We start from the raw sequence: 24,834 nt of genomic DNA, 5'->3' as shown, positions 1-24,834 counted from the left end.
GCCACAGGCCTGCCGACTCCCGTCCGTGCGTGCATGGCGCCGGGTACCCGGGACAACATCGCGGAAACCGTCCGTCCACCGGTGCGGGAGGGGCTGCGGCCGACGTGGCAGGAACTCGCGAGTAGCCCCTCACCCGCTCCATCGGATGACGGAAGAGAGCGGTGGGCTGAGCGGCCTGCGCCCTCGACGGCCCGTGGTCACCACCGCGCGGGGGATCAACACCGCATACGCCCTGTAACTGACGGAATTGACGATTCCGCAACAACATGATCGTGAGTGGTCATTTTCAGTCAGGATCGAACCCGTCACTCCACGTGCCGGGCACCCGTCCCCACTCCCGGGCCTCGCCTGCCCGCATCAGCCCACGCCGGTCCCGCCATACACACCGAGTGGCAGGCATTCATGCGGAGTTACCGCGAGTTCGGCGAAAATTCTTCCGACTTTCCGGCAAGTGGAGACAAGACTCGACCGAAACTGGCCGTGATCCTTTGACTCCCGATCGACCATTCGGTGAAGGTCGTTCACATGTCCGTCACAACCGGAGCCTCCACGGGTAGCCCGATACGCCGACGCGACTTCCGGCTGCTGCTCGCGGGAGCGGCCGCCGGACAACTCGGCGCTCAGGTCACGCTGGTGGCCCTTCCCCTCGTAGCTGTCCTCGAACTCAACGCCTCCGCCCTCCAAGTGGGCCTGCTCACCGCCGCGGAGACCGCCGCCTTCCTGCTCGTCGGGCTGCCCGCCGGGGCCCTCACCGACCGCATGCGCAAGCGCCCCCTGATGATCCGCGCGGACCTGGTGCGCGCCGTGGCGATGGCCAGCATCCCCGCCGCCGCGGTCGCCGACGCCCTGACGATGGCCCAGCTCTACGTCGTCGCGCTCATCACCGGAGTGGCGACGGTGTTCTTCGACGTCGCCCACCAGAGCTACCTGCCGCAGATCCTGCCGCGCGGGGAGCTCATGGCCGGCAACGGCGCGCTGGAGACTGTCCGTTCCACGGCGCAGGTGGCCGGACCGGGGGCCGGAGGCGGGCTGGTCCAGCTCGTCGGAGCGCACCTCGCCGTCCTCACCGACGCCCTCGGCTACGTGCTGTCCGCCCTGGTCCTCCTGCGCATCAAGCAGCCGGAACAACTGCCCCAGGCCCCCGCCGACGCTTCCCTGCGCAAGGACATCGGCGAAGGCATCCGCTTCGTCACCGGCCATCCACTGCTCCGTGTCATCGCCCTCACCACCGGCCTCGGCAACCTGTGCATGGCCGTCCTCATGGCAACCCAGACCGTGCATCTCGTACGCGTCGTCGGACTCGATCCGGGCGCCCTGGGACTGGTGCTGTCCGCGTCAGCGGTCGGCGGGCTCCTGGGCGCTCTGTGCTCCGCGCGGCTCGCCGCCCGGTGGGGGCAGGCCCGGCTCATCCTGTGGTCCGTCCTCCTCAGCGGACCGTTCGCCGTGCTGTGGCCGCTGTCCGGGCACGGCACCCTGGGCGCGGTCCTGTTCGCCACCGGATCGGCGGGCATCTCCTTCGGCGCCGTCGTCTACAACATCGCCCAGGTCAGCTTCCGCCAGGGACTGTGCCCGCCGCGGCTGCTCGGCCGGATGAACGCCACCTTGCGCTTCCTCATGTGGGGCACCCTGCCGCTCGGCGCGCTCCTCGGCGGCGCCCTCGCCCAGACCTTCGGTCCGCGCACCGCACTCGCCTGCTGCGCCGCCGGTTTCCTCCTCGTACCGCTGCCGCTGCTGTTCTCCCCGCTGCGCCGCATGCGGGACCTGCCCGGACCCGAGGGCCTCTCCGACTCCACCTCCGAGACGCCCCGGGAGGACACCGCCGCGGACGGCGACGGACAGCCCGCCCCCACCCCCTCCCGCTGAACCAACCATCGCGGCCGCGCACGCAGCCTGCGCCGCGGCCCGTCCCGCGCCCCCGCGCCCACGACCCACCCGGCCCGACCACAACCAGACCACGACCGCACCACGACAGAAGAGGACTCCGTGCCCAGCATCACGAGCCAGTACCTGGCCCGCTACCGGGGTATCACCGCCGGCGACGGGTCCAGCGCCCTGCTGCCCGTCACCGGGGCACAGCGCCGCTTCGCACTGGTGCGCTCGCTGGACCCGGCTGGGCGCCCCGACGTGGTGCCGATGTTCTTCGCCTTCCCGCACGGCACCGTCGACCCCGCTCGCCTGCAAGCGGCGGCCCGCCGACTCGCCGCGCGGCACACCGCCCTGCGCTCGCGGCCCGCCGTCGTACGCGGGACCCCCGTCCTGCACACCGGAGAACCGGACATCCGCGTGACCCGCCCGGCTCCCGCGCCGGGCGAGCGCCCCGCCGACACCCTGCGCCGCGCACTGCTTTCCTGGGATCCGCAGGGCCCTCCCCTGCGCCTGTTCCTCGCCCGTGACAACGAGCACCGCACCGACGACATCCTCGCCATCGCCCTGGACCACGCCGTCTGCGACGGCAGGTCGCTGGCGCGGATCGCCGAAGAACTCGGCGCCGCATACGCCGAGGACACCGCCGAGCCCCCTGCCGCGCCCGAGGAGACGGAGGCCGAACTCGCCGCCTACCGGGAGGCGGTGCTGCTCCAACTCGCCGCCGAGGAACACGCGGACACGCCCGAGGCAGCCGCCTACTGGGCGGACCGGCTGCGCGCCGTGCGCACCCACGCCCCTCTGCCTCGTCCGGAACGCGTGCCCGCTGGCACGCTCCCCAGCGGCTCGGCCGAGGTCCGGCTGCCCGCGCACGACGACGGCGTCCCCTTCCCCGGACTGCTCGACGCCTGCCGCGCCGCGGCGAGCGCGCTGTACGGCCCGGATCACGTCGTTCCGCTCGGCTACCCGTGGGGCGGCCGCCCCGCCGGTGCGCAGCCGGTCGTCGGCTGCTTCCTCAACACCGTCGTCTTCCCGGCCGTCACCGGCCACGGGCCCGGACCGGAGGCGACGGCCGACGCCTGGTGGGACGACCTCGACCGGGCCGACATGCCTTTCGACGCGGTGGTGGCCGCCGCACGGTCCGCCGGCCCTGGCTGGAACGGCGCTCTGGACGGACTGCTGACCGTGGACGACGACAGCCGCCGCCCGCCCCTGGTTCTGGCCGGTGTTCAGGGCCGGGAGGTCCACATCGACGGCAGACCGGTGCGCGGTCCCTTCGCTGTCTCCGTCACCCAGGGGGCGGAGATCCGCCTGCGGATGGTGTGGGACCGCGCGGTGCTCGACGACGCCACCGCGCACCGGGCGTTCGACGCGCTCACCCAGGCGCTGCTCCCGGCGGCGCACACCGCGGGCTGACCCCGCCGCCGGGAGCACACCACGGCAGCGCAGACGCCAAGCGTCACCCACCTCCCCTGCCCATTCCCATGTTCCTCCGGCGCGGCCCCGCGCGACCCGCGAAGCCGCCCGTACGACCCCACCCGGCCACGACCGTGACCGGGCCCCGGAAAACCGCCCCGACGACCTCAGGGACCGACCATGCTTCCGCTCTCCGCCTCGCAGGAGATCGTCTGGCTGCACGAACAGATGCAGCCCGGCAGCCGCGCCTACAACTTCACCGCCGCACTCGACCTGTGGGGCCCCCTGGACACCGAGGCCCTGCACGAGGGCCTGGGCGCCACCCTGGCACGCCACCCCGGCCTGCGGCTCGAACTCGTCGCCCTGCCCGGGTCCGTACCCGGGCAGCGGGTCGCCCAGCAGTGCCGACCCAGGCTGCACACCGTCGACCTCACCGGAAAGGACGACCCCGAGGCGGCCTTCCAGGACCTGCTGCGCGCCGAGGCCGAGACACCGCTCGACACCTTCGAGGCACCGCTGATCCGCTGGACACTCGTACGGCTCGCCGAGCACCACCACCGCCTCGTCCACGTCGAGCACCACCTGATCCACGACGGGCACTCCTTCGCGATCCTGCTCGACGACGTCTTCCGCGTCTACCGCGCCCGCGTCATGGGCGAAACCCTCACGCTCCCGCCCGCCCCCTCGTACGCGGACCACATCCAGGCCCGGACCGAGACCGCCTACGCCCCTGAGTCGCTGGACTTCTGGCAGGCCGAACTGTGCGACCAGCCGCACGACTTGCCACTGCCCGGCCTCGCCCGCCCCGGCGCCCGCCGCAGGCACCACGGCGGACAGCTGCGGCAGACGATCGGCGCCGATCTCGCCGAGCGGCTGCGCGAGCACACCCGTGAGCGCGGCCTCACCCCCTTCGCCACGCTGCTGGGGCTGTTCGCCGAACTCCTGCGCCGGCACAGCGGCCGCTCCCGGATGGTCATCGGCACCGCCGTCGGCAACCGGCCCCTGGGCTACGAGGACGCCGTCGGCATGTTCGTCAACACCATCCCCCTGCCGCTCGCCCTGGACGCCACCGCCCCGGCCCAGGACACCATGGACGACGTCACCGACACCCTCATCCGCGCCCTGCCGCACCAGGACGTACCGGTCCAGGAGCTGACGCGGGCGCTCGGCCTGCACACCTCCGGCGCCGACAACCCGCTGTTCTCCGTCATGTTCAGCGCCCACGACGCTCCGCTGCCCGAGATCGACCTGCCGGGCCTGGACATCACCCTCTTCGAGGGGTTCAACACCGGCACCACCCGCTTCGACCTGGACGTGGTGCTGCTGCCGGACGACCGGCGCGGCGTCACCCCGCGCCACGGCGCGCCCGGAATGACGCTGGTGTGGGACTACGACGCCGACCTGTTCGGCGAGGACGTCGCCCGGCTGCTCTCCGGCCGCTTCCTTGACCTGCTGCGCGCCTACCTCGACACTCCCGAGGCCCCGCTGGCCGACCTCGCCCCGGCCGCGGTGGAGGCGGCCGCCGAGGCCGTGCCCGTCCCGACCGGCCGCGATCTGCTGGATCCGGTGGCCGCCCACCACCCGTCGCTGCCCGCCCTGCTGTGCGGCGCACGCCGTATGACGTACGGGGAGCTCGACGAGCGCGTCGCCTCGCTCGCCGAGCGGCTGCGCGCGGCGGGCATCACGCCGGGCCGGCCAGTGGCCGTCGTCCTGCCCCGGGGAGCCGACTCGGTCGTCGCCCTGCTGGCCTGTCTGCGCACCGGCGCCGTCTACTGCCCGCTGTCGCCCGCCGATCCGCCGGCCCGGATCGCCCTCTTGCTCGAACGGCTCGCCCCGGCACTGGTCCTCACCGGCGAGGGCGGCCCGGCCCTGCCGGAATCCCTGCCCACCGCCCGGATCGACGCGCCCGTACTTCCCCGCGCCCACGCCGCCGACGTCCTTGCCGCCACGACCTACGTCATCCACACCTCCGGCTCCACCGGGACCCCCAAGCCGGTGGCCGTCGGCCGCGCGGCGCTGGAGCACCATCTGACCGCGACCGCCGACCGGTTCGCCCTCACCAGCGCCGACCGGGTCCTCATGTTCGCCCAGCCGTCCTTCGACGTGGCGCTGGAGGAGGTGCTGCCCACCCTGCACTCGGGGGCGTGCCTGGTGGTGCCCGAGCACGAGGTGCCCACCGGGCCGGAGCTCGCCGAGCTGCTCGCCTCCGCCCGGGTCACCGTCGCCAACCTGCCCACCAGCTACTTCCTCTCCACCCGCGAGGAGCTGCGGCCCGCGCTGCGCGACCAGAGCTGGGCCCCCAGGCTCCTGGTCCTGGGCGGCGAGCGCCTTCCCGCCGAGACCCTGCGCGGCATCCTCGCCGACACCGACGCCACCGTCCTCAACGCGTACGGCGTCACCGAGGCGGCCATCAGCTCCACCGTCCACGAGATATCCCGCGACGCCCTGGCCGAAGGCGCCGAGATCCCCCTGGGCACCGAACTGCCGGGCGAGCGCGTCCACGTCCTGGACGCGCACCACCGCCCGCTGCCCGCCGGCGGGGTCGGTGAACTCGCCATCGCCGGGCCCGGCCTGGCCGAGGGCTACCCGGGCAACGCTGAGGCGACGGCCGCCCGGTTCATCGCCGTCGGCGCGCTCGGCGGCCGGCGCGTCTACCTCACCGGCGACCTCGGCTACCGCGGCCTGGACGGCCTGCTGTACTTCCTGGGGCGGCGCGACAACCAGGTCAAGCTGCGTGGTCACCGCATCGAGCTGGAAGAGATCGAGGCGGCGGCGTCCGCGGCGCTCGGCGGCCGCTCCTGCGCCGTCGTCCTGGACCGTGACAGCCCGGCCGCGCCCCGGCTCGTCGGCTTCTTCGAGGACGGCGCCGACCTCTCCGACGTCGACGAGAAGGCCCTGCACACCGAGTTGAGCCACCGTCTGCCCGGGCCCCTGGTGCCCGCCCGGTGGGCACGGCTGCAGACCATGCCGACCCTCGCCGGCGGCAAGCCCGACCGTACGGTACTGGCCCGCCGCGCCGCCGTCCTCGACCCCGTCGCGCCGGCGGCGCCCGAGGCCGGGACCGTATCCGGGCACGAGCAGGCTGCCACCGTGCCGGACGATCCGATGACCGCGCTGCTCGTGAACGGCTGGCGTGAGGTTCTCGGCCACAGCCGCTTCGACACCGCCTCCCACTTCTTCCACATCGGGGGCCACTCGCTGCTGGCCGCCGAGCTCGCGGCCTGGCTGGAGCCCCACCTGGGCACGCGCCCGCCGCTGAAGGTGCTCTTCCGCAACCCCGTGCTCGCCGACCAGGCCGACGCCCTCGCCGCCACCGCCCCTGCCTCCACGGAGTCGTGATGATCCAGTCCCCCGCTCTCGCCGACACCACCGCCACCACCACGGTGGCGAGCATCGCCCACGGCCCCGACGCCGAACCGACCACCGTCCTCGCCCGCTTCGAGGACCATGTCCGACTCACTCCGCAGGCCCCCGCCGTCATCGACGGCGCGCGGACCTGGACGTACGAGGACCTCGCCACCGCCGCCGAGCGCGTCGCCGCCGCCCTGCGCGACCGCGTACGTCCCGGGGACCTGGTCGGTGTCTGCCTCGACCGTTCCACCGCCCTGGTGGTGACCGCCGTCGCGCTCGCCCGGATCGGCGCCGTCTATCTGCCGCTGGGCCCGCGCCCCGGCGAGCGCCGCACCCAGGCCGTCACCGAGGACCTCGACGTCGCCTGCCTCATCGGCGACCCCGGTGTCCTGCCCGCGGCCCACCGCGACGGGGAGCACACCCCGCTGCCGCTGCCCACCGCCGGCGTGAACGCCCCGGCCGGCGCGGTGGCCGCGTTCGCCGCCCGCCCGCAGGGCGGACGGCGCGCCCCCGACGGCGCCCTGTACGCCGTCCTCACCTCCGGATCCACCGGCCGCCCCAAGGCGGTCGCCGTGGCCGAGGCCTCGCTGTCCGTCGCCCTCGACTGGTACCGGGCAGCCACCGGTCTGGCGCCGGGTGACCGGCAGTCCCTGCTCATCGGCGTCGCCTTCGACCCGCACCTGCTGGAGCTGTGGGCCGGGCTGACCTCCGGTGCCACCCTGGTCCCGGCCCCCGACGACACCCGCTGGGACGCGGCCGTGCTCACCGACTGGTGGCGCGATGCCGCCGTCACCGTCTGCGTGGCGGCGACCCCCACCGTAGAACCACTCCTGGACCGGCCCTGGCCCCAGGACCTGAAGCTGCGTCACCTGGTGGTCGGCGGCGACCGCATGCGCCGCCGCCCCGGCCCGGACGTCACGGCCACCGTCCACAACGCCTACGGTCCGGCCGAAGCCACCGTCGTCACCACCACCTACGCGATGCGTGCCGCCGGCCGGCCCGCGGGCGACGTGTCCCCGCCGCCGATCGGCACCCCGCTGCCGGGTGTCACCGTCGTCGTCACCGACGACGACGGCCTGCCCGTCGCCCGCGGGCAGGCCGGCGAACTGCGCATCGGCGGCCACTGCCTGGCGCTCGGCTACCTCGACCCCGAGCTGACCGCCCAGCGCTTCACCACCCCGCCCGAGCACCCGGCGCTGGAAGACGTCGACCGCCTGTACCGCACCGGCGACCGGGTCCGCATGGGCGCCGACGGCAGCCTGGAGTTCCTCGGCCGCCTCGACAACCAGGTCAAGATCAGCGGGGTGCGGATCGAACTCGCCGAGGTGGAAGCCGCCTTCGAACAGGACGTCCGCGTGCGCACGGCCGTCGTCACCGTGCAGCGCGACGGCTCGGGTCCGGCCCGTCTGGTCGCGCACGTCAAACCCGCCGAGGGTACGACGCCCGCGCCAGGTGACCTGCTCACCGCGGTCCGCGCCTGGCTCCCCGAGCAGGCCGTCCCCGCCGCCGTGCACTTCGTCGACACCTACCCGCTCGACGCCAACGGCAAGGTGGACCGGGGCGCCCTGGCCACCGACGCCCCCGCCCCCGCGGCGCCCGCCGCCCTCGTGGACGACCCGGCCGACGCCACCCCTGGCGAGCAACTGGTCCTGGCGACCGTACGCGAACTCCTCGGGCGGCCCGCGACCGTACTCGGCGACAACTTCACCGACATCGGTGGCACCTCCGTCGTCGCCGCGCGGCTGCTCGCGGTCATCGAGCGCGAGACCGGCATCCGCCCGCGCGCCCACGAACTGCTGCGCAGCACCGACCTGCGCGCCTTCGCCGCCCTCCTCGACCAGCGCCGGACCCCGCGACCGGCAGGAGCCTGACATGACACCCACCACACCTCAGCCCGCCCACACCACGCAGCCCACAGCCGAGGCCCGGCCCGGCTCCCCGGCGCACCCGACGACGCTGCCGGACCTCGTGGCCCGGCACGCCGAACGCACCCCCAACGCCCTGGCCGTCGTCGACGGCGACACCACCCTCACCTACGGCCGGCTCGACCAGGCCGGCCGCGCCCTCGCCGCACACCTGCGCGAGCACCAGGTGGCACCCGGCGACCGGGTGGCGCTGCTGACCACCCGCTCCGCCCGCACCGTCATCGCGCAACTCGCGCTGTGGTGGGCCGGAGCCGTGTGCGTACCGCTCGACCCCGCACAGCCCCGGCCCCGCACCGAAGCGATGATCGCCGACGCGGGCGTCACCCTCACCGTCGGCGACACCAAGCTGCTGGACGCGGCCGCGCTCACCGGCCCCGTACTCGCCTTGCCCGAAGAGCCCCTGGACAGCGGCCCGTTGGCGGGTGGCGCCGCCCCGGACAGCCCGGCCTTCATCATGTTCACCTCCGGCTCAACCGGCCGTCCCAAAGGCGTCACGCTCGCGCACCGGGCCATCGCCGAACTGGTCACCGCACCCGACTACCTCACCGTCACCGCCCGCGACCGCGTCCTGTTCCACTCCCCCATGACCTTCGACGCCTCGACCTTCGAGGTGTGGGCCGCGCTCGCCAACGGCGCCGCGGTCGTCGTGTGCACCGTGCCGCGGCCCTCCCTGGAGGACCTGGCCCGCCACGTCGAACGCCACGGCGTGACGGTGGCGTTCTTCACCACGGCGCTCTTCCACCAGCTCGCCGCCCGCCGCTCCCGCGTCTTTGCCCAGCTCCGCTCGGTCATCGTGGGCGGCGAGGCCATGGCCGCCAGCCACGCCCGGGACGTGCTGACCGCCTTCCCCTGGCTGGAGCTCGTCAACGGCTACGGACCCACCGAGACCACCACCTTCGCCACCGCCCACACCGTCACCGAGCCCGACTGCGACGCCCCGCTGCCGATCGGCCGCCCCATCGCCGGGGCCACCGTCCACGTCCTGGACGCCGACGGCAACCCGGTCCCCGACGGCGACCGGGGCGAACTGTGGGTCGGCGGCGCCCGGCTCGCCCACGGCTACGCGGGCCAGCCCCAGCTCACCGCCGAGCGGTTCGTCGACCACCCCACCGCCGGACGCCTCTACCGCACGGGCGACATCGTCTCCGCCCGCCACGACGGCACCCTGGACTTCCACGGCCGCAACGACGACCAGGTCAAGGTCCGCGGGTTCCGCATCGAACCCGCCGAGGTCGAACACGCCCTGCGCCAGCAGCCGGACGTGGACGACACCGCCGTGACAGTCGACGGCGCGGGCACGCCCGAGGCGCGCCTGGTGGCGTTCGTCGTCGCCGCCCCCGGGCCCGTGCCCGCCGCCTCGGCGCTGCGCGAGCGGCTCACCGCCGTCCTGCCCGCCCACCTGGTGCCCGACACGATCACCCTGGTGGAGCGTCTTCCCCTGACCCCGTCCGGCAAGGTCGACCGGCGCGCGCTGAGCGACCGCATCCAGGCCGCCGCCCAGGACGCGACCGCGACGCCCACCCCGGCGATGGGCCCGCTGGAGGAGGCCGTCGCCGAGGTGTGGAGCCGGAACCTGGGCAGCGAGGTCACCCATGGCGACGCCGACTTCCTCGCCCTGGGCGGCCACTCCCTCCTCGCCCTCGCCGTCACCGACGACCTGCGCGAGGAACTCGGCGTCGAGCTCGCTCTCGCCGACTTCTTCGCCGCCCCGACCGTCGCCGCCCAGGCCTCCCTCATCGAACGTGCCCTGCTGGCCGCCCACAGCGACCTCCACCCCCAGACCCCGGAGCACAGCGATGTCCACTGACGCCGACTCCACGGCGCAAGCCGAACAGCAGCGGCTCCAGCACGAACTGCTGCGCCGGGCCCGCGCCACCGCCGCCCGGCGCGCCCCGGCCGCCCCGGACACCCACGCGGCCCCGGACACCAGCGGGCAGGCAGCGAGCGATGCCGCCCAGCCCGGCACCGCCTCGACGCCCAGCCGCCTCCCCCTGTCACGGGCCCAGCGCCGCATGTGGCTGATGGAACGGCTCGGCGGCGCGGGCGACTCCTACCACGTCCCCTTCGCCACCCGGGTGCGCGGCCCGTTCGACCCGGCAGCGCTCGCCACCGCCCTGACCTCACTGGTGGCCCGGCACACGATCCTGCGCACCTGCTACGCCGACCAGGACGGCGAGCCCTTCCAGGAAGTGCTCCCGGCCCCGCACACCATGGCCGTGCCCGTCGTCGACACCGCCACGACAAACGCCCCGGCGCTGCTGCGCCAAGAGGCGGCCCTGCCGTTCGACCTCACGGCAGGTGAGGCGGTACGCGCCCGCGTTCTGCGCCACGGACCGCAGGACCACACCGTTCTACTGACTCTCCATCACATCGCCGTCGACGGCGGCTCCCTGGACACCCTGGCCGAGGAACTCGCCGCCCTTTACACCACGGCCGTCGACGGCTCCGGCCGCCCCGTCCTCGCCGTACCGCCGCAGTACGCCGACTACGCGCGCCGCGAGCACGACGAGATTCCCGGCCTCCAGCCGGAACTGGACCGCTGGAGCGGCCTGCTGGCCGACGCCACCCCGCCCCGCCTGCCCCCGCCGGCGACGCTCGCGCCACGCACCACCGACCCGTCGGCAGCCGTACACACCGTCCCTCTCCCACCCGCGCTGCCCCACTCCCTGCGGACGCTGGGCGCCGAGCGACGCGCCACGCTCTTCGCGGTGTCACTCACCGCCGCCTTCGCCGCGCTGCACCGCCTCACCGGCGACGACGACCTCGTCATCGGTGTGGCGGGCACCCACCGCAGCGGCACCGCCATGCGCGGCCTGGTCGGCCTGTGCGTCAACACCCTGCCCGTCCGCGTCGACGCCGGCGGCGACCCGTCCTTCGCCCAGCTGCTGCACCGCGTGCGCGACGCGCTCCTGGAGGCCCAGCGCCACCGGCACCTCCCCTTCGACCTCGTCCTGGAACGCCTCGGCGCCACGGCACGCGGCGCCGACGGCACCGCGCTGGTCCGCGTCACATCCGACGTGCTGGGCGAGCCCACGGTGCTCCGACTGCCAGGCACCTCGGCCGAGTACGTCGACGTGCCCACCGGCGGCGCGAAGTTCACCCTGTCCTACGGCCTGAGCCTGGGCGACGCCGAACAGCCCACGGCGCTGGTCCAGTTCGACCGCAACGCGCTGGACGACGCCGCGGCGAAGGCGACCGTACGCGACTACGCCGCCTTCCTCGACGCGGCGGCGGCCAGCCCGGAGCTCGCACTGAGCAAGCTGCCCGGCCTCAGCACACCGCGCCCGTCCGCCGCCCGGCGCTCGGCCTCGGGCACACCGCACGTCCCCGGCGCGCAGGCCTCGCCGGAAGGTCATGCGGACGAGGCGATCCCGTCCGCCGGGGACAGCGCGCCGGACGGCGCCGATCACCCGGCGGCCCATGTCCTGCGCGCCCACCCGCAGGTCTCCGACGCCCTCGTCGTCCAGCCCGTCCAGGGGCCGCCCGTTGCCTACGCCGTCCTCAACGACAGCGTCGGCCCCTCCGGCAACGAACTGCTCGCTCTGCTGCGCCGCTCGCTCGCACCCGAGTCCGTGCCCGCCGCGGTCACGCTGCTGGACGCGCTGCCCGAGACGACCGCCGGGACCCCCGACACCGCCCTGCTGCCCGGGCCCCCCACGCCGAGCAACCCGTCCAAAACGCGAGCCGGAACCGTCACCGAGGCCTTCACCTCGCTGCTCGGCCTCACGCCGTCGCCCGACGACGACTTCTTCGCCCTCGGCGGCCACTCCCTCATCGCCGTACAGCTCGCCGAACGTCTGCGCACCGGGCTCGGCCTGCCGCTCACCGGCCTCGACGTGCTCCAGGCCCGCACGCCCCGGGCGCTCGCCGCGCTCCTCGACGAGCGGGCGGTACAGCAGGCCGCCGCAAAGACCACGAACAAGCCCGCCCGTGCCCGGGCCGTCCGCCCGGGCACGGTGCTGGTCACCGGCGCGACCGGCGGCGTCGGCGCGTTCATCCTGCGGGAACTGGCCGCCCAGGGCCGCCCCGTGCTGGCCCTGGCCCGGCCCGAGTCCGCCCATCTGATCGCCACCGAGGGCGTCGATGTCGTCGCGGGCGACCTCACCGACCTGGCCGGACTGCGCAACGCCGTCACGGAAGCGGACGCGATCATCCACGCAGCCTGCACCTTCACCCGGCCCGAAGTGGACCTGGCTGCCATGGAGACGATGGTCGACGCCTGGAGCCGCGGACCGTTCGTCTTCGTCAGCAGCGTCGACGCCTACGGACACCCCCACACGGACCAGGTCCCGGAGGAGTCAGCACCCTGCGAGCCCATCAGCCCGTACGGCCGGGCGAAAATCGACTGCGAGGCCATGGTGCTGCGCGCCGCGGGCACCAACGGACGCGGCGGAGCGAGTGCCGTGCGGTCACCGATCGTGTGGGGCGCGCACGAGCGGCTGCGCGAGCAGCTGCGCTGGGGCGCCCTCGGCACGCTGTACCAGGCCGCGCGCCAAGGCGAACCGATCGAGCTGCCCCGTCCCGGCACCGGCGGACACCCCTGGTACGGAGCCGCCTGGGTCCACGCGGCCGCCCTGGCCCGCGCGGTGACCGAGTGCCTTGACCGCCCCGTCCACGGCGTCGCCAACGCCGTGAGCGGCCACGTGTCCTGGCACGACCTCGCCCACGACCTCACGGAACTGCTCGCCACCCGCGGCGACGTCCGCGAGACCGACGACGTCGCGCAAGATCTCGACCACCGCTGGCACTACGACAGCCGCCGCCTGGCCCGTACGCTCCGGGCAAAACCGGGCGAGGACCGGCGGAGCGTACTGGCCGAGATGATCGACGGCATGACGGACGACAACGCTTGACGGCCCGTGTGGGTGCTGCGGAGGCCGACCGCACACCACCCAGGTGATGCGGCCCTCAGGTCCTGGCGCCCCGCCGACTCACGCGCGGCGATGATTTCGCTACGGGCAGCCGGTCGTTATGGGGCAGAGAAAGGAGATCCCCATGCCCACACAGGAACCTGCCAAGGAACCCTCGACCGAACTCGATGCCCGGTACAGCTCCGCGCTCAATCCCCGTCCGGGGGCCGCGGACGTCACCCCCACCGAATGGGCCCAGGCCCAGCGCCAACTGCAGTCCGCCGAGATCTTCTGGGTGTCCACCGTACGGCCCGACGGCCGGCTGCACGTCACTCCCGTGATCGCCGCCTGGCACGACGGGAGGCTCTTCTTCTCCACCGGTGCGGGCGAGCAGAAGGCGCGGAACCTGGCGCATGACGGCCACTGCGCGCTGACCACCGGAGGAAACGCGCTCACCCGAGGACTCGACCTCGTGGTCGAGGGCAGGGCGGAGCCAGTTGCCGATCCGGCGGTGCTGGAAGAGGTCATCGCGGCGTACGAGGCGAAATACGGGGCGCACATCACCTCACCCCAGGGCACCTTCCACGGGCTCGGGGACGCGTTCCGCAAGGGCGACGCCGTCGTGTACGCGGTGGCCCCGGCCACGGCGTACGGCTTCGGGCGGGACGACGGGACGTACACCCATACACGGTGGACGTTCTGAGCAACGTGCCCCAGCCCTGGGCGCATTCAGCAAATCGTCGCACCACGCGAGTCGTTGTGATCAGAGCTCAGCACCTTCGAAAGGCGCTCGCCTGGGGCCTCCCAGCCGAGCGCCTTTCTGGGCCGGGAGTTGAGTCCGGCTGCCACGGCCTCCAGGGGCCGTTCTGGAAGGCACCGCCGTCACGGCGTGAAACCGCAGGTCCCTTAGGAGTGGGCAAGGAGTCAGCGAGTGGGGCGCCGTGGAGCCCCGCTCGCCGCTCCGGCCGGAGGAGCGCCTGTTCCTCGCCGGTCGGCATCCGCGCGGTGGGCTCGACGGCCGGTGTCGTCCGGCTGGCCGGGAGGCCTCGGCAGGGGGGCGCTGAAGTGGAAGGCGGCGATACGCGCGTCGTGCTGTGCGTTGAGCAGGTGGATCAGGCCCATTCCGATAACGGTCGCGAGGATGATCGCCGCGACGATGACGAACGTCTCCATGCTGCTCACCTCCAGGTGTTGCCGGGCGCCGGGAGGGCGCGGCTGCCTATCGGGTTCCCGATGGGGGACATGCAGGCCCCGCCATCGCTTTCCCAGATGGCTTGCCGGCGTCGGTCGTCCCGGATGTCGCGCCCGATGGCGGCTTCGTTGGCCATCAGGACGCCCGCGGTGAGGACGCTGCCGGGGATCGCTGCGGCGGCCATCAAGCGGGCAGCGGCTGCGGGCTCGGTCTCGGGTGGGATCACCAGCAGGTCCCACCGGCCGACGGTGTGGGAAAGCAGGATCAGCTTGTCGGGGTGCTGTTCGGTGAACCAGCCCACATGGACGGTGTGCCCGGCCACGGGAACCAGGCGCGGGATGACGGGCCAGAGCGTGGGGTTCACGGTGACGCGCGTGATGCGCCCCCAGGGCTCGTCGAGGGCGGCCGCGAGCGGCGGAAGCTCGATTTCGAGGTCGCGCGAGCAGGGCCACCAGGCCCCGTCGAGCTGACCGGCGAGGGTGGTTTTCGGGGTGAGGGACAAGCGTGCCGGGAACTCTACGGCGAGGTCGCGGGGTGCGGTCCGGTCAAGGACGGTGGTCATCGTGCGGACCTGCCCCCGGGCTGCCCGTCGGCAGCCCGGTTGTTCGTGATCGCCGGAAATGACACCTACATTGAAGCCGGTGTGCGAAATACTCCCGGTACTTTCACTGTACGCCGATTCGACCGACTCTGACCGGTTTGACCAGCTATTTTCCTGCGGGCGGCGGAGCGGGTGTGCTGTGGCGAGCGGCGCCAGTGCCGCGGAACGACGGCTGACGCACGCACGTCGCCGACCGGGCGCCTGCGTCCATGCCCTCCGCAAGGCGATGGCCGGGTGCCGTCCGGGCCGACAACGTCACCCGGGCCGCTCAGATCTTCCCCGCCACCGCACTGGTCGGCAGACGGCGACACCGCCCCGCGCAGCCTGGCCACGCCCAGGCGCGCCAGCTCGTCCACGGCTGCCGCGGCCCTGTCCGGGTCGGCCGCGCTGTCCCGGACCACCAGCTCAAGTGGCCTTCCGACGATCCCGCCGGCGTCAATTGACGTAGCCAACCGCCAGCTCAAGCCCAGCGAGCAAGTGCCGGCCCGCCTCCACCCAGCCGGGCCGAGTCAGCGGAACGAGAGCGCCGATCCGGACGGATGATCCGTCAGTCCGCTCCGCTCCCCGTGGGGATGGTGGCGCATTCATGTGTCGGCGTCTCCCTCTCGCTTTCGGTTGCAAAGCCCTCCGGGAGTGATAACACGCACTGCCGTCACTGCGGCAACTGCATCAGCAGTGGTGAGCGCACCAAGGTCGACAAGATTCTCTGGCCGGACGAAACGGTATGTGTGCCAGGGGCTGCGGACTACTACCTCGGTACGCAGGGGGGCTGTCCAGAAGCCCTCGCCGATCCCACGAATGACCCGCGTGAGCCCGCAGGAAGACGTTGGACAGGCTCAGTCTCCCGAGAGGGGTTGCGCGGGGGCCGGTGCGCTGTCGCTCCACAGGCGCGGGCCGCCGTGGTCGCGCAGGCGGCGCAGGAATGACAGGACGCCCGCGCTGCCGGTGGCCCACCCCGGTCCCGAAGCGGCCAGGGTGTTGTCGGGGAACAGCGGCCGACGCAGGGTGCCGCCGCTGCGGGACAGGATCAGCCCCAACACGTCCTCGGCGGCGCGGTGCAGCTTGCCGTCGCCGGTGACGGCCTCGGCGTCGATGAGCAGTTCGCCGACGCCGGCCAGCCCGCAGCACTGGGACACCGGACTCATCCGGGGCGCGAGGTCGCGGCAAGCCCAGGCGCACCGCACCCCCAGGTCCGACAGGCGCGGGTCCCCCTCGTGGCCGCCCGCCTCGATCAGCAGGGTTCCGATCCCGGCGAGTCCGCGGCACCAGGACCCGTAGCGCCGGTGGGCCTCGGGGCTGCCGGCCAGCGCCAACAGGCGGGGTGTGTGTACGGCGAGTTCGTCCAGTCCCGAGCGGGCCGCCGTGCCGGCGGCCGGGTCCCCGGTGAAGCGGTGGTAGGCGTACAGGAAGTGGATGACGCCCGCCCGGCCGTGGGCAAAGCCGAACGGGAACGCCGCCTCGGACGCCGCCGCCGAACGCTGCGGCTCCAAACGCTCCCGCCCGCCCTCCGCAGCCAGCAGGGTGCGGACACACTCTCCCGCTGCGGCCAGCCGCGCGCCGGCCTCCTCGTCCCGCCCCGCCGCGTGCGCGCGCCGGGCCAGCGCCAACAGCCCGGTCCCGGCGCCCGCCGCACCGCCGATCTGGTCACCGGTGTCGTCGTAGGGTCGCAGGCTCGGCGGGGGGACGAACTCCTCGGCTGTGCCGGTCAGTACGGCCGCGTCGAGGAAGAGATCGACGCCGGTGCGGCCGGTGTACAGCGCGGCGGTCAGCGCCGGCAGGGCGGTGTGGCGGGCGGTGCGATGGGCGAGGCCGGCCACGGCCTGGGGGACGCCCGGCTGTTCCCGGTGGTGCAGCAGCTCCAGGCCCACGCCGGCCGCACCGTCGTAGAGGGTCAGCCCGAAGTGCTGTTGCCCGTGCCGGGGCTGCGGTCCCGCGGGCAGTTCGCCGGCGGCGGTCGCACAGATCGCGACGGTGTGCGCGATCAGGTCGTCCAGCAGGCCGCGGGTAACCCTTGGCGGTGACGGGAGTTGGCGCCCGGTGGCCACCGGTGCGGGCTGCCCGCGCCACCGCCGTGCACAGGCGGCACGCCGTAGAGGGTCGGGGTCCACAAGCCCGGCGACGAGTTCGCGTACCGGCCGGTGCGCCGCGTCCGGGAGCACGGCGGCCAGGCAAGCGAGGGTGCGGTCCCGGTTGACGGCCTCGTCGCGGTCGACGACCACCGGTTCCATGCCGGTCAGCGCGAAGTGCAGGGTCGCGCCGAGCGCGTACAGGTCGTCGGCCGGCCCGGGCGGCTCGCCCGCGCGGTACACCGGCATCGAGTAGCCAGGCGTCGCACCGGCGGGCCGGTCACCGTGCAGCGCGCTGACGCCGAAGTCCACGAGGTACGTGGTGCCGTCCTCGCCGAGCACCACATTGGACGGCTTGAGATCACTCACCACGACGCCGCGGGCGTGCACAGCGTCGAGCACGGCCAGCAAACGGCGTGCCAACGCGGCGATTTCGCGGTTGTCCGCTGTCGCACCGACTGCTCCGGAGCCCGCGGGCGCGGGTTCAGCGGCGGGCGCGTACGGGCCGTGGCCGAGTACATCGCGGCGCAGGTCACGGCGCCCACAGTCGGTACTGATCAGATACTCGTCGTCGCCGTGCCGGAGATGGTCGCGAACCTGGGGGACGCCTTCGACGCCCGCGAGGGCTCGCAGAACGGCGTGCTCGTGCCGCAGGCGGCCGCGGGCATCGACACCGTCGGGGCCCTCGCCGACGTAGGCCCTGGCCTGTTTGACGATCACGCGCTCGCCGGAGGCGGTGTCCACGGCGCGGTAGACGTCACCGTGGGGGGAACGGGAGATGCCCGTGGTGAGCCGGTATCGCCCGCCGATCAAGCGGGCAGGACGGCTCGCGGGCGGCATGGCGGCCCGGAACGGGTCGGCGGTCCACGGTGGCTGGCGGTAGCGAGTGCCCGCGCGCCCACGGAAGCGCACCCCGTCGGGGCCGGTCATGACGAGCGCGGCATCGTCGGTGCCCGTTGCCCGGAACGGGCCGTAGCGGTAGTAGACGGGGGCATCGGAGCGGATCTGCCGGTCGCTGAGCACCCGTGGGCCCGGCCGGCCGGCCAGGAGGTCTGCGAGTTCACCGCCCAGCGCCGTCACCTCCTCCGGTCGCGGATAGACGGTGACCGCCTTCCCGACGAGCGCGGCATCGAGCGCTCCACTGTTCATCAGGCCCAACACCGCAGCGTCGCGGGCGAATTTGGCGTCGCAGACGTAGCGCAGCAGCACAGGGACGACCAGGTCCGCGACCCGTGACAGGTCCTCCGCGCGGGCGGACACGTGCAGTTTCCAACCATGGGCGGGGAGCTCACTTGCCCAAGGGTGGGGAGCGAACAGGCAGAGCCACTGATCGTCCGCGACGAGACGCCGCTCGCATCCGACGAGCAGGTTCCCGAGTTGCTCGTCGAGGCTGTGCTCCGGGCCCGTCCGGCCGGACCGGGGCACCGAAGTCTCTCGCCCGCGCGACGCGCGGGGGCCCGTGCGGTGCACGCCGGTGGCGGCCGTCCCGGACCTGTCCTCACCGGCCGAGGCCGGTCCGGCCGCCACTCGCGGTCCTCGCCTAGTCGCAGGCGAAGCGGGTCGTCGCCGTCACCCAGGGGTCTGCCAGACATGCCTGGAGACCGCGGCCGGGGTCTGCCTGTTCCTCGAACGGGATCTCTTCTTCCTCCACGGCCACGTCGAGTGGGCCGGCGTCGCGGATCTGCAGTGCCAGAGGGCTCATGGCGGTCCTTTCTGTGCACAGAAGGGGAAGGTTCGGTGGAGAGATTGTCAAGCGCATGCCAGTTTCACCGACGCCGAACGAACCGGCAAGAGGGAGGACCGGAGGTCTGATCCGCATACCCCGGGCGGCGGGATCGCCGGAGGTGAAGCGGGCCGCTCGCAGCGGGAACGACGAGACGGGAGAGGACGAGCGTGGGCAGCGTTCCCACCACGGCCTGCTTCGATCGTCGCCTGGAACGCGCCGACCAGTCAGCCCTCCTTACGGAACCGGATGCCCCAGTTCCACCAGGACCGGGCCGGATCGGCCGATCAGGCAACCCACCGCACACAGCGGGAACGCAGCGCCTCGGGGGGTGTCCGGCGCGCCGCCGATGAAGGCGTGTACGGCGACGGGGTCGGACAGCAGGTTGGCGCGCATGCGTGGCCGCTGACGGGTCGACGGACGCGCCCTCCCCCGCCGTCCGAGGAGCAACTGGAGAAGCTCACCCTCACCCCTCCCAACGCAGGGCGCGGGCCGGTGGGCACACTCGTAGCCTCGTCCGGCCACGGTACGGGCCCTCCTCGCGTCCGCCCGGCGGCCTGCCCGGGGGTGCGCTCGGTGTGGCCACCCGTACAGGACGGCCCTGTGCCGGCGCCCCGCCCGTTTCGTACGCTGGTCGCATGCGCATGCGCCCCACGCTGAGCTGGACCCCCGACGCGAGCCTGCCGCCCGGCACCACGGACCTGGGACCGGTCGCCGACGCCTTGAGCACCGGCGGTGTGCTGGTGCTCAGCGGAGCCGGCCTCTCCACGGAGTCGGGCATCCCCGATTACCGGGGCGACGGCGGAAGCCTCCGCCGGCACACGCCGATGACCTACCAGGACTTCACCGCCAGCGCCCAGGCCCGGCGCCGGTACTGGGCGCGCAGTCACCTCGGCCGGCGCACCTTCGGCCGCGCCCGGCCCAACGCCGGACACCGGGCCGTGGCCGCGTTCGGGCGGCACGGCCTGCTCAGCGGTGTGATCACCCAGAACGTCGACAGACTGCACCAGGCCGCGGGCAGCGACGGCGTGGTGGAACTCCACGGAAGCCTGGACCGGGTCGTCTGCCTCTCGTGCGGCGACTTCAGCCCGCGCCGCGAGCTCGCCCGGCGGCTGGAGGAGGCCAACGCGGGCTTCGCGCCGGTGGCCGCCGCCATCAACCCCGACGGCGACGCCGACCTCACCGACGAACAGGTCGGGGACTTCCACGTGGTGCCCTGCACCGTCTGCGGCGGCATCCTCAAACCGGACGTGGTGTTCTTCGGTGAAACCGTTCCGCCCCAGCGGGTCGCGCACTGCCGCGCACTGGTGGACGGGGCGACCTCCCTGCTGGTCCTGGGCTCTTCGCTCACCGTGATGTCCGGACTGCGTTTCGTACGCCAGGCCGCCCGGGCCGGGACCCCGGTGATGATCGTCAACCGGGACCCCACCCGGGGCGACCAGCACGCCGTCACCCGGGTCGCACTCCCCCTGGGAACGACCCTCACCACCGTCGCCGAGCACCTGGGCATCCCCGTGGACGACCCGGCGACGGTCTGACCGAGGGCAAGCACCGCTGAAGCCCTCTGGCGCCCGGCCGACAGGACCTGTGCGGGTTCGGCGCGCGCGGTCAGAACCAGTGCAGGCAGTGCGGGGAGCGTTCGGCGCGGAAGAGGGCGTCGGCGAGGGTGGCGGCGCCCGGGCGGTGGGCGCGGATGTGTCCGGCCCGCACGAGCGTGCTCGGAGCGGTGCCGCCAAGGTAGATCGAGCCCAGGTCGCTCACGTCCAGGGACAGGTCGGGCTCCCGGTCCGTCGGGACGCACTCGGCCCTGCTGTCCCGGACGGTCAGCAGGTAGCGGCCGTGTTCGCCGAGGAACGGGTCGTGGACATCGAGGACGAGCTCGCCGTCCATGAACCAGCCGCGCGCGGTCAGCGCACGCGGGACGTCCAGCAGCCGCACCCAGAGCCAGTCGGTGTTGTTGCTCACCTGGCCGGCGCGGAAGTCCGCGAACTGCCAGCGCAGCGGGTGCTCGGGCGGGAAGTGCTTGAACACGACCTGGGTGACCAGGTCGTGTCCGAGTACGAACCGGGCCAGGGCCGTGAAGACGGCGTCGTCTGCGGCGATGGTCTCGTCGACCGTCAAGGTTTCGGGCTCGCCGACCGAATAGCTGGCGTACCCGTCCGGAACGCCGTCGGCGTCCCGGTGGACGGCGACGTAACGCGACGCCGGAGAGATCGGGGGCTGCCCCGCGCCCAGGGCCCACCAGCGGTGTGGCCGGGACAGCGCGCCGGGTTGTGCGCGGCGGTACCGGTCGTAGACCTCTTCCAGGATCTCGCCACAGTCGGCACGCCGCAGCACCTCCACCGAGCCGGTGTCCGAGCCGGTCGCTGGAGCGTCGGCCGTTCCGCGCGCCCGAGGGAGGGCGAGGGCAGCCTGGTGGCGCGGCACCGTCAGCCGCTGCGTACAGGTCGCCGGTCCGTACCCGAACCTGCGGTAGATCAGGGCCTCAGAGGCCAGCAGTACGGAAAGGAACTCCCCTCGGGCCCGTAGCTCGGTGAGCTGATGCCGCATCATCGCGCTGAGCACGCCCTGGCGTCGGTGTGAGGGCAGAACACCGACGGCGGTCACCCCGGCGGCCGGGACGAGGATCTCGCCGGGCAGGGTGAGCTCGAAGGAGTACGCACCGGCCGTCCCGACGGGCCGCCCGTCCGCCGTCATGGCGAGCAGGCCGCGGTCCATTTCGAGCGCTGCCCACCACACCCCGCCGCCCTCGACCGGGGTTTCCGGGAAGCGCCCGAACGCGGCATGGAGGGTGTCGACGAAGACGTCCCGGTCCTGGTCGGTCGTGGAACGTATCTCCATTGCTGCCGCTGCCTCCCCGCGATACCGGCACCACCCCTCATGGTGTCCCACCACAGTGCAGCGTTGCTCCGTGGCCAGGTCAAGCGAATTACGACCATGGCCGGGGACTTGCCGGGGAGCCGATGGCGTCCGGGCGAGCGAGCAGCGACGTGGGTTCGGGCACCTGGTCGACCAGCCCCTCCTCGACCGACGCGACCCGCCGGACCAGGGCGCGCGAGGCGACCGTGTGGCCCCAAGCCCCTGGATTGTCCAGGTCGCTCCAGCGGCGGTACGTCTTGACCATCGTGTCCTGGGCGACGTCGGCGGCGACATGGAGCGCGGCTTGGTTGACCAGGAGTGCGACGAGTTGGCGGATGGTGTCTAGGTAGAACGCGGAGAACTGCTCGTCGACTTCGGCGCGTGCACCCGGCTCTCGTCGGCCTGGCCGGTGCGGGCGGCGGAGCGGTCACCCCGCAGGCGCACGCCGGGAACGTGAGCCGCTGTGCCGGCGCACCGGTGGCCGGCCCCCGCGCCTCAGGGGGTGTACACGGCGTCGCTTCCGTACAGCTGCCGGGTGAAGGTGGAAACATAGGTGTGCCGGTCGGAGGCGTCCAGGTTGTACGTCAAGTAGACGCCGTAGCCCTCACTCACGGTCCGCCTGGCCAGGCTCGCCGCAGTGGTCGAGGACGTCGATCCGAAGTCGATGGCCGCCGGTGACAGGTTGGCCTTCGGCAGGGCGATTCCGGGCACACCCCAGGTGCCGTAGTACGGGTTCCAGGCGTAGTTGAACTTCGACGAGATGTTCACGCCGCCGTAGGACAGTCTCGTCGCCGACGGGCCGATGTTGTAGAGCGAGATCAGCTTGTTCGGCATGTTGTCGCGCAGCGCGGAGACCAGGTGGACGAACGAGCTGTCATTGGGCTGGCCGGTGCCGTTCCTGCCGTACTCGGCGTACTCGTCGTCGAAGTCGATGCCGTCGAGGCCGTATCTGCTCACGGCGTCGGACAGCTGCTTGGCGAACGCCGAAGCGGCTGCCTTGGAAGGCAAGTTCGCGAACCCGGCGCCCTGGTGGTTGCCGAGCACCGACAGCATGACCTTGATGCCCTTCGCCTGCAGCGGGCGGATCTGTGTCGCCGCGTTGTCGAGGACGCGCTGCACATTGGGGTTGAAGTACAGGTACGCCGACTTCTTGGCGGTGTCGTAGTTGATGTTGGCGGCGAACACCACGGCGATGTCGAAGACGTTGCCGCCGCCGTTGGCCAGGCTGTACTTGCCGACGTTGAGCATGCTGTTGCTGTTCACCTCGATGTAGGCCACCGAGGTCGGCCCCTGCTTCTTCGCCGCGGGTGCCCCCGCCGCAGGGGTGGTCGCCGTCGCGCCGACCGCGACTGCCGCGGCGGCCAGGAGTGCGAGTGCCGTCGTCCGTGCTGTGCTCCGGCCTGATGTGCGCATTGCCGATCAGCCTCCCGTCGCATGGCTCGTGCGGTTTCTCCACCAGTGGCAGGCGCGGTCCACGCCTGCCGTGCGGAAGCGGACGGCTGGTGTCGTACGGGCCGCCCGCTCCGGCCGGACCGGAGCCTGCCATACCGCGGGGCGGCCTGGATAGGGTGCCTCGGGCACGCGATGCCGCACCTCCGCTACCACCACGGGGTCTCCCTCGTCGAGCGCTCCCGACGAGAAGCGCCGGGGCCGAGGACATGGCGCCTCCAAAGGACCCTCCCGGGCACTCTGACCCATGGCCGCCGTGCGTTCGCACGTACATGGCATGTGACAGCGGTGTACGGACCACGTCACAGGGCTCGTATTGCCAGGTGCAGCTGCTTCCCCCAGCGCCCCATCAGTGGGATGTTCACGGACCGAAGCGGCCCGCAACAGGCCGCACGGAGGGATCGGGGTGGACACCTTGACATACCAACAACACCGCACCGGCAACGGCAGAACCGCCGCGAGGTCTCGGACAATCGGCAGGACCGGTGCAAACGGCACCGCGCGGCGCCGCGCGGCGGTGACCGCCGCCACGGCTATCGCCATGGCCGCACCACTGACCCTCGGCGCCGCGGCAGACGCGGGGGCGGCGGGGGACCACCCGATCGTCTTCGCCCGCTACACCACGGCAGCGCCCACGGAAGACCTCTACGCGCTCTCCCCCAGCGGCGGCACGCCCGTCGCACTCACCCACACCTCCACCGTCAGCGACGTGATGCCCAGCTGGTCTCCGGACGGCAAGCGGGTGGCCTTCGTGCGCCATGGATCCGGTGGCGCCATCGACGGCATCTGGACGATGAAGACCTCGGGCGGCGACCTGAAGGCCGTCCCCGGCACCAAGGGCGCCTCCGACCCGGCGTGGTCCCCGGACGGCAAGCGGATCGCCTACGCCAAGCCGGTCGGCACCCAGAGCGAGATCTATGTGGCCGACATCGACGGCACTCCCGCCACCCGGCTCACCCACACCACGGCGGACGACCTCCATCCGACATGGTCGCCGGACGGCAAGTATCTGGCGTTCAACCGCGCGGACGCGGGCGGACACAGCAGGGTGATGCGGATCCGGCTGTCCACCCTGGCTCAGACGGCGGTCACCGCGCCCGGCTCCTACGACTGGACGCCCGACTGGTCGCACGGCAACCGGATCGCCTTCAGCCGCGTGGACTCCTCCGGATTCGCCCACCTCTACTTCGCCCGCCCCGACGGCACCGGGCTCCACCGCATCACCAAGGACCGCTTCAACGACAAGAACCCTTCCTGGTCCCCGGACGGCAGCCGCCTGGTCTTCACCAGAGGTGGTGCCGACGACGCGGACCCCGAACACCTCTACCTGGTACGGGCCAACGGCGCCGCGCTGACCCGACTCACCAAGAGCGACTCCCATGACCTGGAGGCTGACTGGCGCCCGTAAGGCCCCAGTCAGCGGCTGGTGGCTGCCCGGGTTCGGCGAACGAGGTACCGACCCGGGCGAGTCGCACTGGCCGGTGACCTTGCGCCATCCGTAGGGCCAGAAGTCGGTGTGCCGCGTGCGCAACCCGCCGA

17 protein-coding genes and 1 pseudogene are annotated in these 24,834 nt (G+C 73.0%); 9 read left to right on the top strand and 9 right to left on the bottom strand.

Translation table 11 applies throughout. From position 1 onward, the window contains the following. Positions 1-525: 525 nt before the first annotated feature. From ACZ499_RS31645 to ACZ499_RS31615, 7 genes are all read left to right on the top strand, one after another. Positions 526-1,863, top strand: a complete 1,338-nt coding sequence (locus tag ACZ499_RS31645; RefSeq protein WP_468679627.1) for an MFS transporter — start codon at positions 526-528, stop codon at positions 1,861-1,863. 120 nt (positions 1,864-1,983) lie between these two features. Beyond that, positions 1,984-3,279, top strand: coding sequence for a non-ribosomal peptide synthetase (locus tag ACZ499_RS31640; RefSeq protein WP_468679626.1), 1,296 nt, complete (start codon positions 1,984-1,986; stop codon positions 3,277-3,279). A gap of 180 nt (positions 3,280-3,459) precedes the next feature. Continuing rightward, a complete protein-coding gene (locus tag ACZ499_RS31635; RefSeq protein WP_468679625.1) occupies positions 3,460-6,618 on the top strand; it encodes a non-ribosomal peptide synthetase in 3,159 nt (1,052 codons plus the stop codon). Continuing rightward, positions 6,618-8,501, top strand: a complete 1,884-nt coding sequence (locus ACZ499_RS31630; protein ID WP_468679624.1) for a non-ribosomal peptide synthetase — start codon at positions 6,618-6,620, stop codon at positions 8,499-8,501. The genes ACZ499_RS31635 and ACZ499_RS31630 overlap by 1 nt, the downstream gene beginning before the upstream one ends. Position 8,502: 1 nt before the next feature. Continuing rightward, positions 8,503-10,362 carry an amino acid adenylation domain-containing protein gene (locus tag ACZ499_RS31625; protein ID WP_468679623.1) on the top strand — a complete coding sequence of 620 codons (1,860 nt, stop codon included), beginning with the start codon at positions 8,503-8,505 and terminating at the stop codon, positions 10,360-10,362. Continuing rightward, on the top strand, positions 10,352-13,408 hold the full coding sequence (locus ACZ499_RS31620; protein ID WP_468679622.1) for a condensation domain-containing protein: 3,057 nt from the start codon (positions 10,352-10,354) through the stop codon (positions 13,406-13,408). The genes ACZ499_RS31625 and ACZ499_RS31620 overlap by 11 nt, the downstream gene beginning before the upstream one ends. Positions 13,409-13,550: 142 nt before the next feature. After that, positions 13,551-14,108 (top strand): pyridoxamine 5'-phosphate oxidase family protein, encoded by a 558-nt coding sequence (locus tag ACZ499_RS31615; protein ID WP_468679621.1) that lies wholly within the window; start codon positions 13,551-13,553, stop codon positions 14,106-14,108. Between the two features lie 221 nt (positions 14,109-14,329). On the opposite strand, the gene ACZ499_RS31610 is transcribed toward ACZ499_RS31615, so the two are convergent. The 6 genes and pseudogenes from ACZ499_RS31610 to ACZ499_RS31585 all read right to left on the bottom strand — a co-directional run bounded on the left by ACZ499_RS31610 (position 14,330) and on the right by ACZ499_RS31585 (position 19,383). Beyond that, on the bottom strand, positions 14,330-14,578 hold the full coding sequence (locus ACZ499_RS31610) for a hypothetical protein (protein WP_468679620.1): 249 nt from the start codon (positions 14,576-14,578) through the stop codon (positions 14,330-14,332). Between the two features lie 5 nt (positions 14,579-14,583). Then, entirely contained in the window at positions 14,584-15,159 is a 576-nt protein-coding gene (locus tag ACZ499_RS31605; RefSeq protein ID WP_468679619.1) for a DUF5994 family protein, read from the bottom strand. A 353-nt stretch (positions 15,160-15,512) separates the two neighbouring features. Continuing rightward, positions 15,513-15,786: pseudogene (locus ACZ499_RS31600) on the bottom strand (ABC transporter substrate-binding protein); the annotation flags it as partial. Positions 15,787-16,034: 248 nt separating this feature from the next. Then, complete coding sequence (lanL, locus tag ACZ499_RS31595; protein ID WP_468679666.1) at positions 16,035-18,689, bottom strand: class IV lanthionine synthetase LanL; 2,655 nt, start codon at positions 18,687-18,689, stop codon at positions 16,035-16,037. A gap of 115 nt (positions 18,690-18,804) precedes the next feature. Continuing rightward, entirely contained in the window at positions 18,805-18,966 is a 162-nt protein-coding gene (locus ACZ499_RS31590; RefSeq protein WP_468679618.1) for an SflA family class IV lanthipeptide, read from the bottom strand. 258 nt (positions 18,967-19,224) lie between these two features. Beyond that, the gene (locus ACZ499_RS31585) at positions 19,225-19,383 is read right to left on the bottom strand and encodes a hypothetical protein (RefSeq protein ID WP_468679617.1); all 159 of its coding nucleotides are present in this window, start codon (positions 19,381-19,383) and stop codon (positions 19,225-19,227) included. A gap of 242 nt (positions 19,384-19,625) precedes the next feature. Here ACZ499_RS31585 and ACZ499_RS31580 point away from each other — a divergent pair, with 242 nt between their 5' ends. Further along, positions 19,626-20,525: an NAD-dependent protein deacetylase gene (locus tag ACZ499_RS31580; protein ID WP_468679616.1), complete on the top strand. Its 900-nt coding sequence runs from the start codon at positions 19,626-19,628 to the stop codon at positions 20,523-20,525. Positions 20,526-20,595: 70 nt separating this feature from the next. Here the strand turns inward: ACZ499_RS31580 and ACZ499_RS31575 are convergent, their stop codons facing one another. The 3 genes from ACZ499_RS31575 to ACZ499_RS31565 all read right to left on the bottom strand — a co-directional run bounded on the left by ACZ499_RS31575 (position 20,596) and on the right by ACZ499_RS31565 (position 23,259). Further along, entirely contained in the window at positions 20,596-21,828 is a 1,233-nt protein-coding gene (locus tag ACZ499_RS31575) for a GNAT family N-acetyltransferase (protein WP_468679615.1), read from the bottom strand. Between the two features lie 88 nt (positions 21,829-21,916). Then, on the bottom strand, positions 21,917-22,111 hold the full coding sequence (locus ACZ499_RS31570; RefSeq protein WP_468679614.1) for a hypothetical protein: 195 nt from the start codon (positions 22,109-22,111) through the stop codon (positions 21,917-21,919). Positions 22,112-22,341: 230 nt separating this feature from the next. Beyond that, complete coding sequence (locus ACZ499_RS31565; RefSeq protein ID WP_468679613.1) at positions 22,342-23,259, bottom strand: endo-beta-N-acetylglucosaminidase H; 918 nt, start codon at positions 23,257-23,259, stop codon at positions 22,342-22,344. A gap of 577 nt (positions 23,260-23,836) precedes the next feature. On the opposite strand from ACZ499_RS31565, the gene ACZ499_RS31560 reads away from it, so the two are divergent. Beyond that, a complete protein-coding gene (locus ACZ499_RS31560; protein WP_468679612.1) occupies positions 23,837-24,703 on the top strand; it encodes a hypothetical protein in 867 nt (288 codons plus the stop codon). Positions 24,704-24,834 lie beyond the last annotated feature (131 nt).

This window comes from Streptomyces sp. NPDC031265 (assembly GCF_055570295.1).
This window is presented reverse-complemented; position numbering and strand designations above follow the sequence as displayed.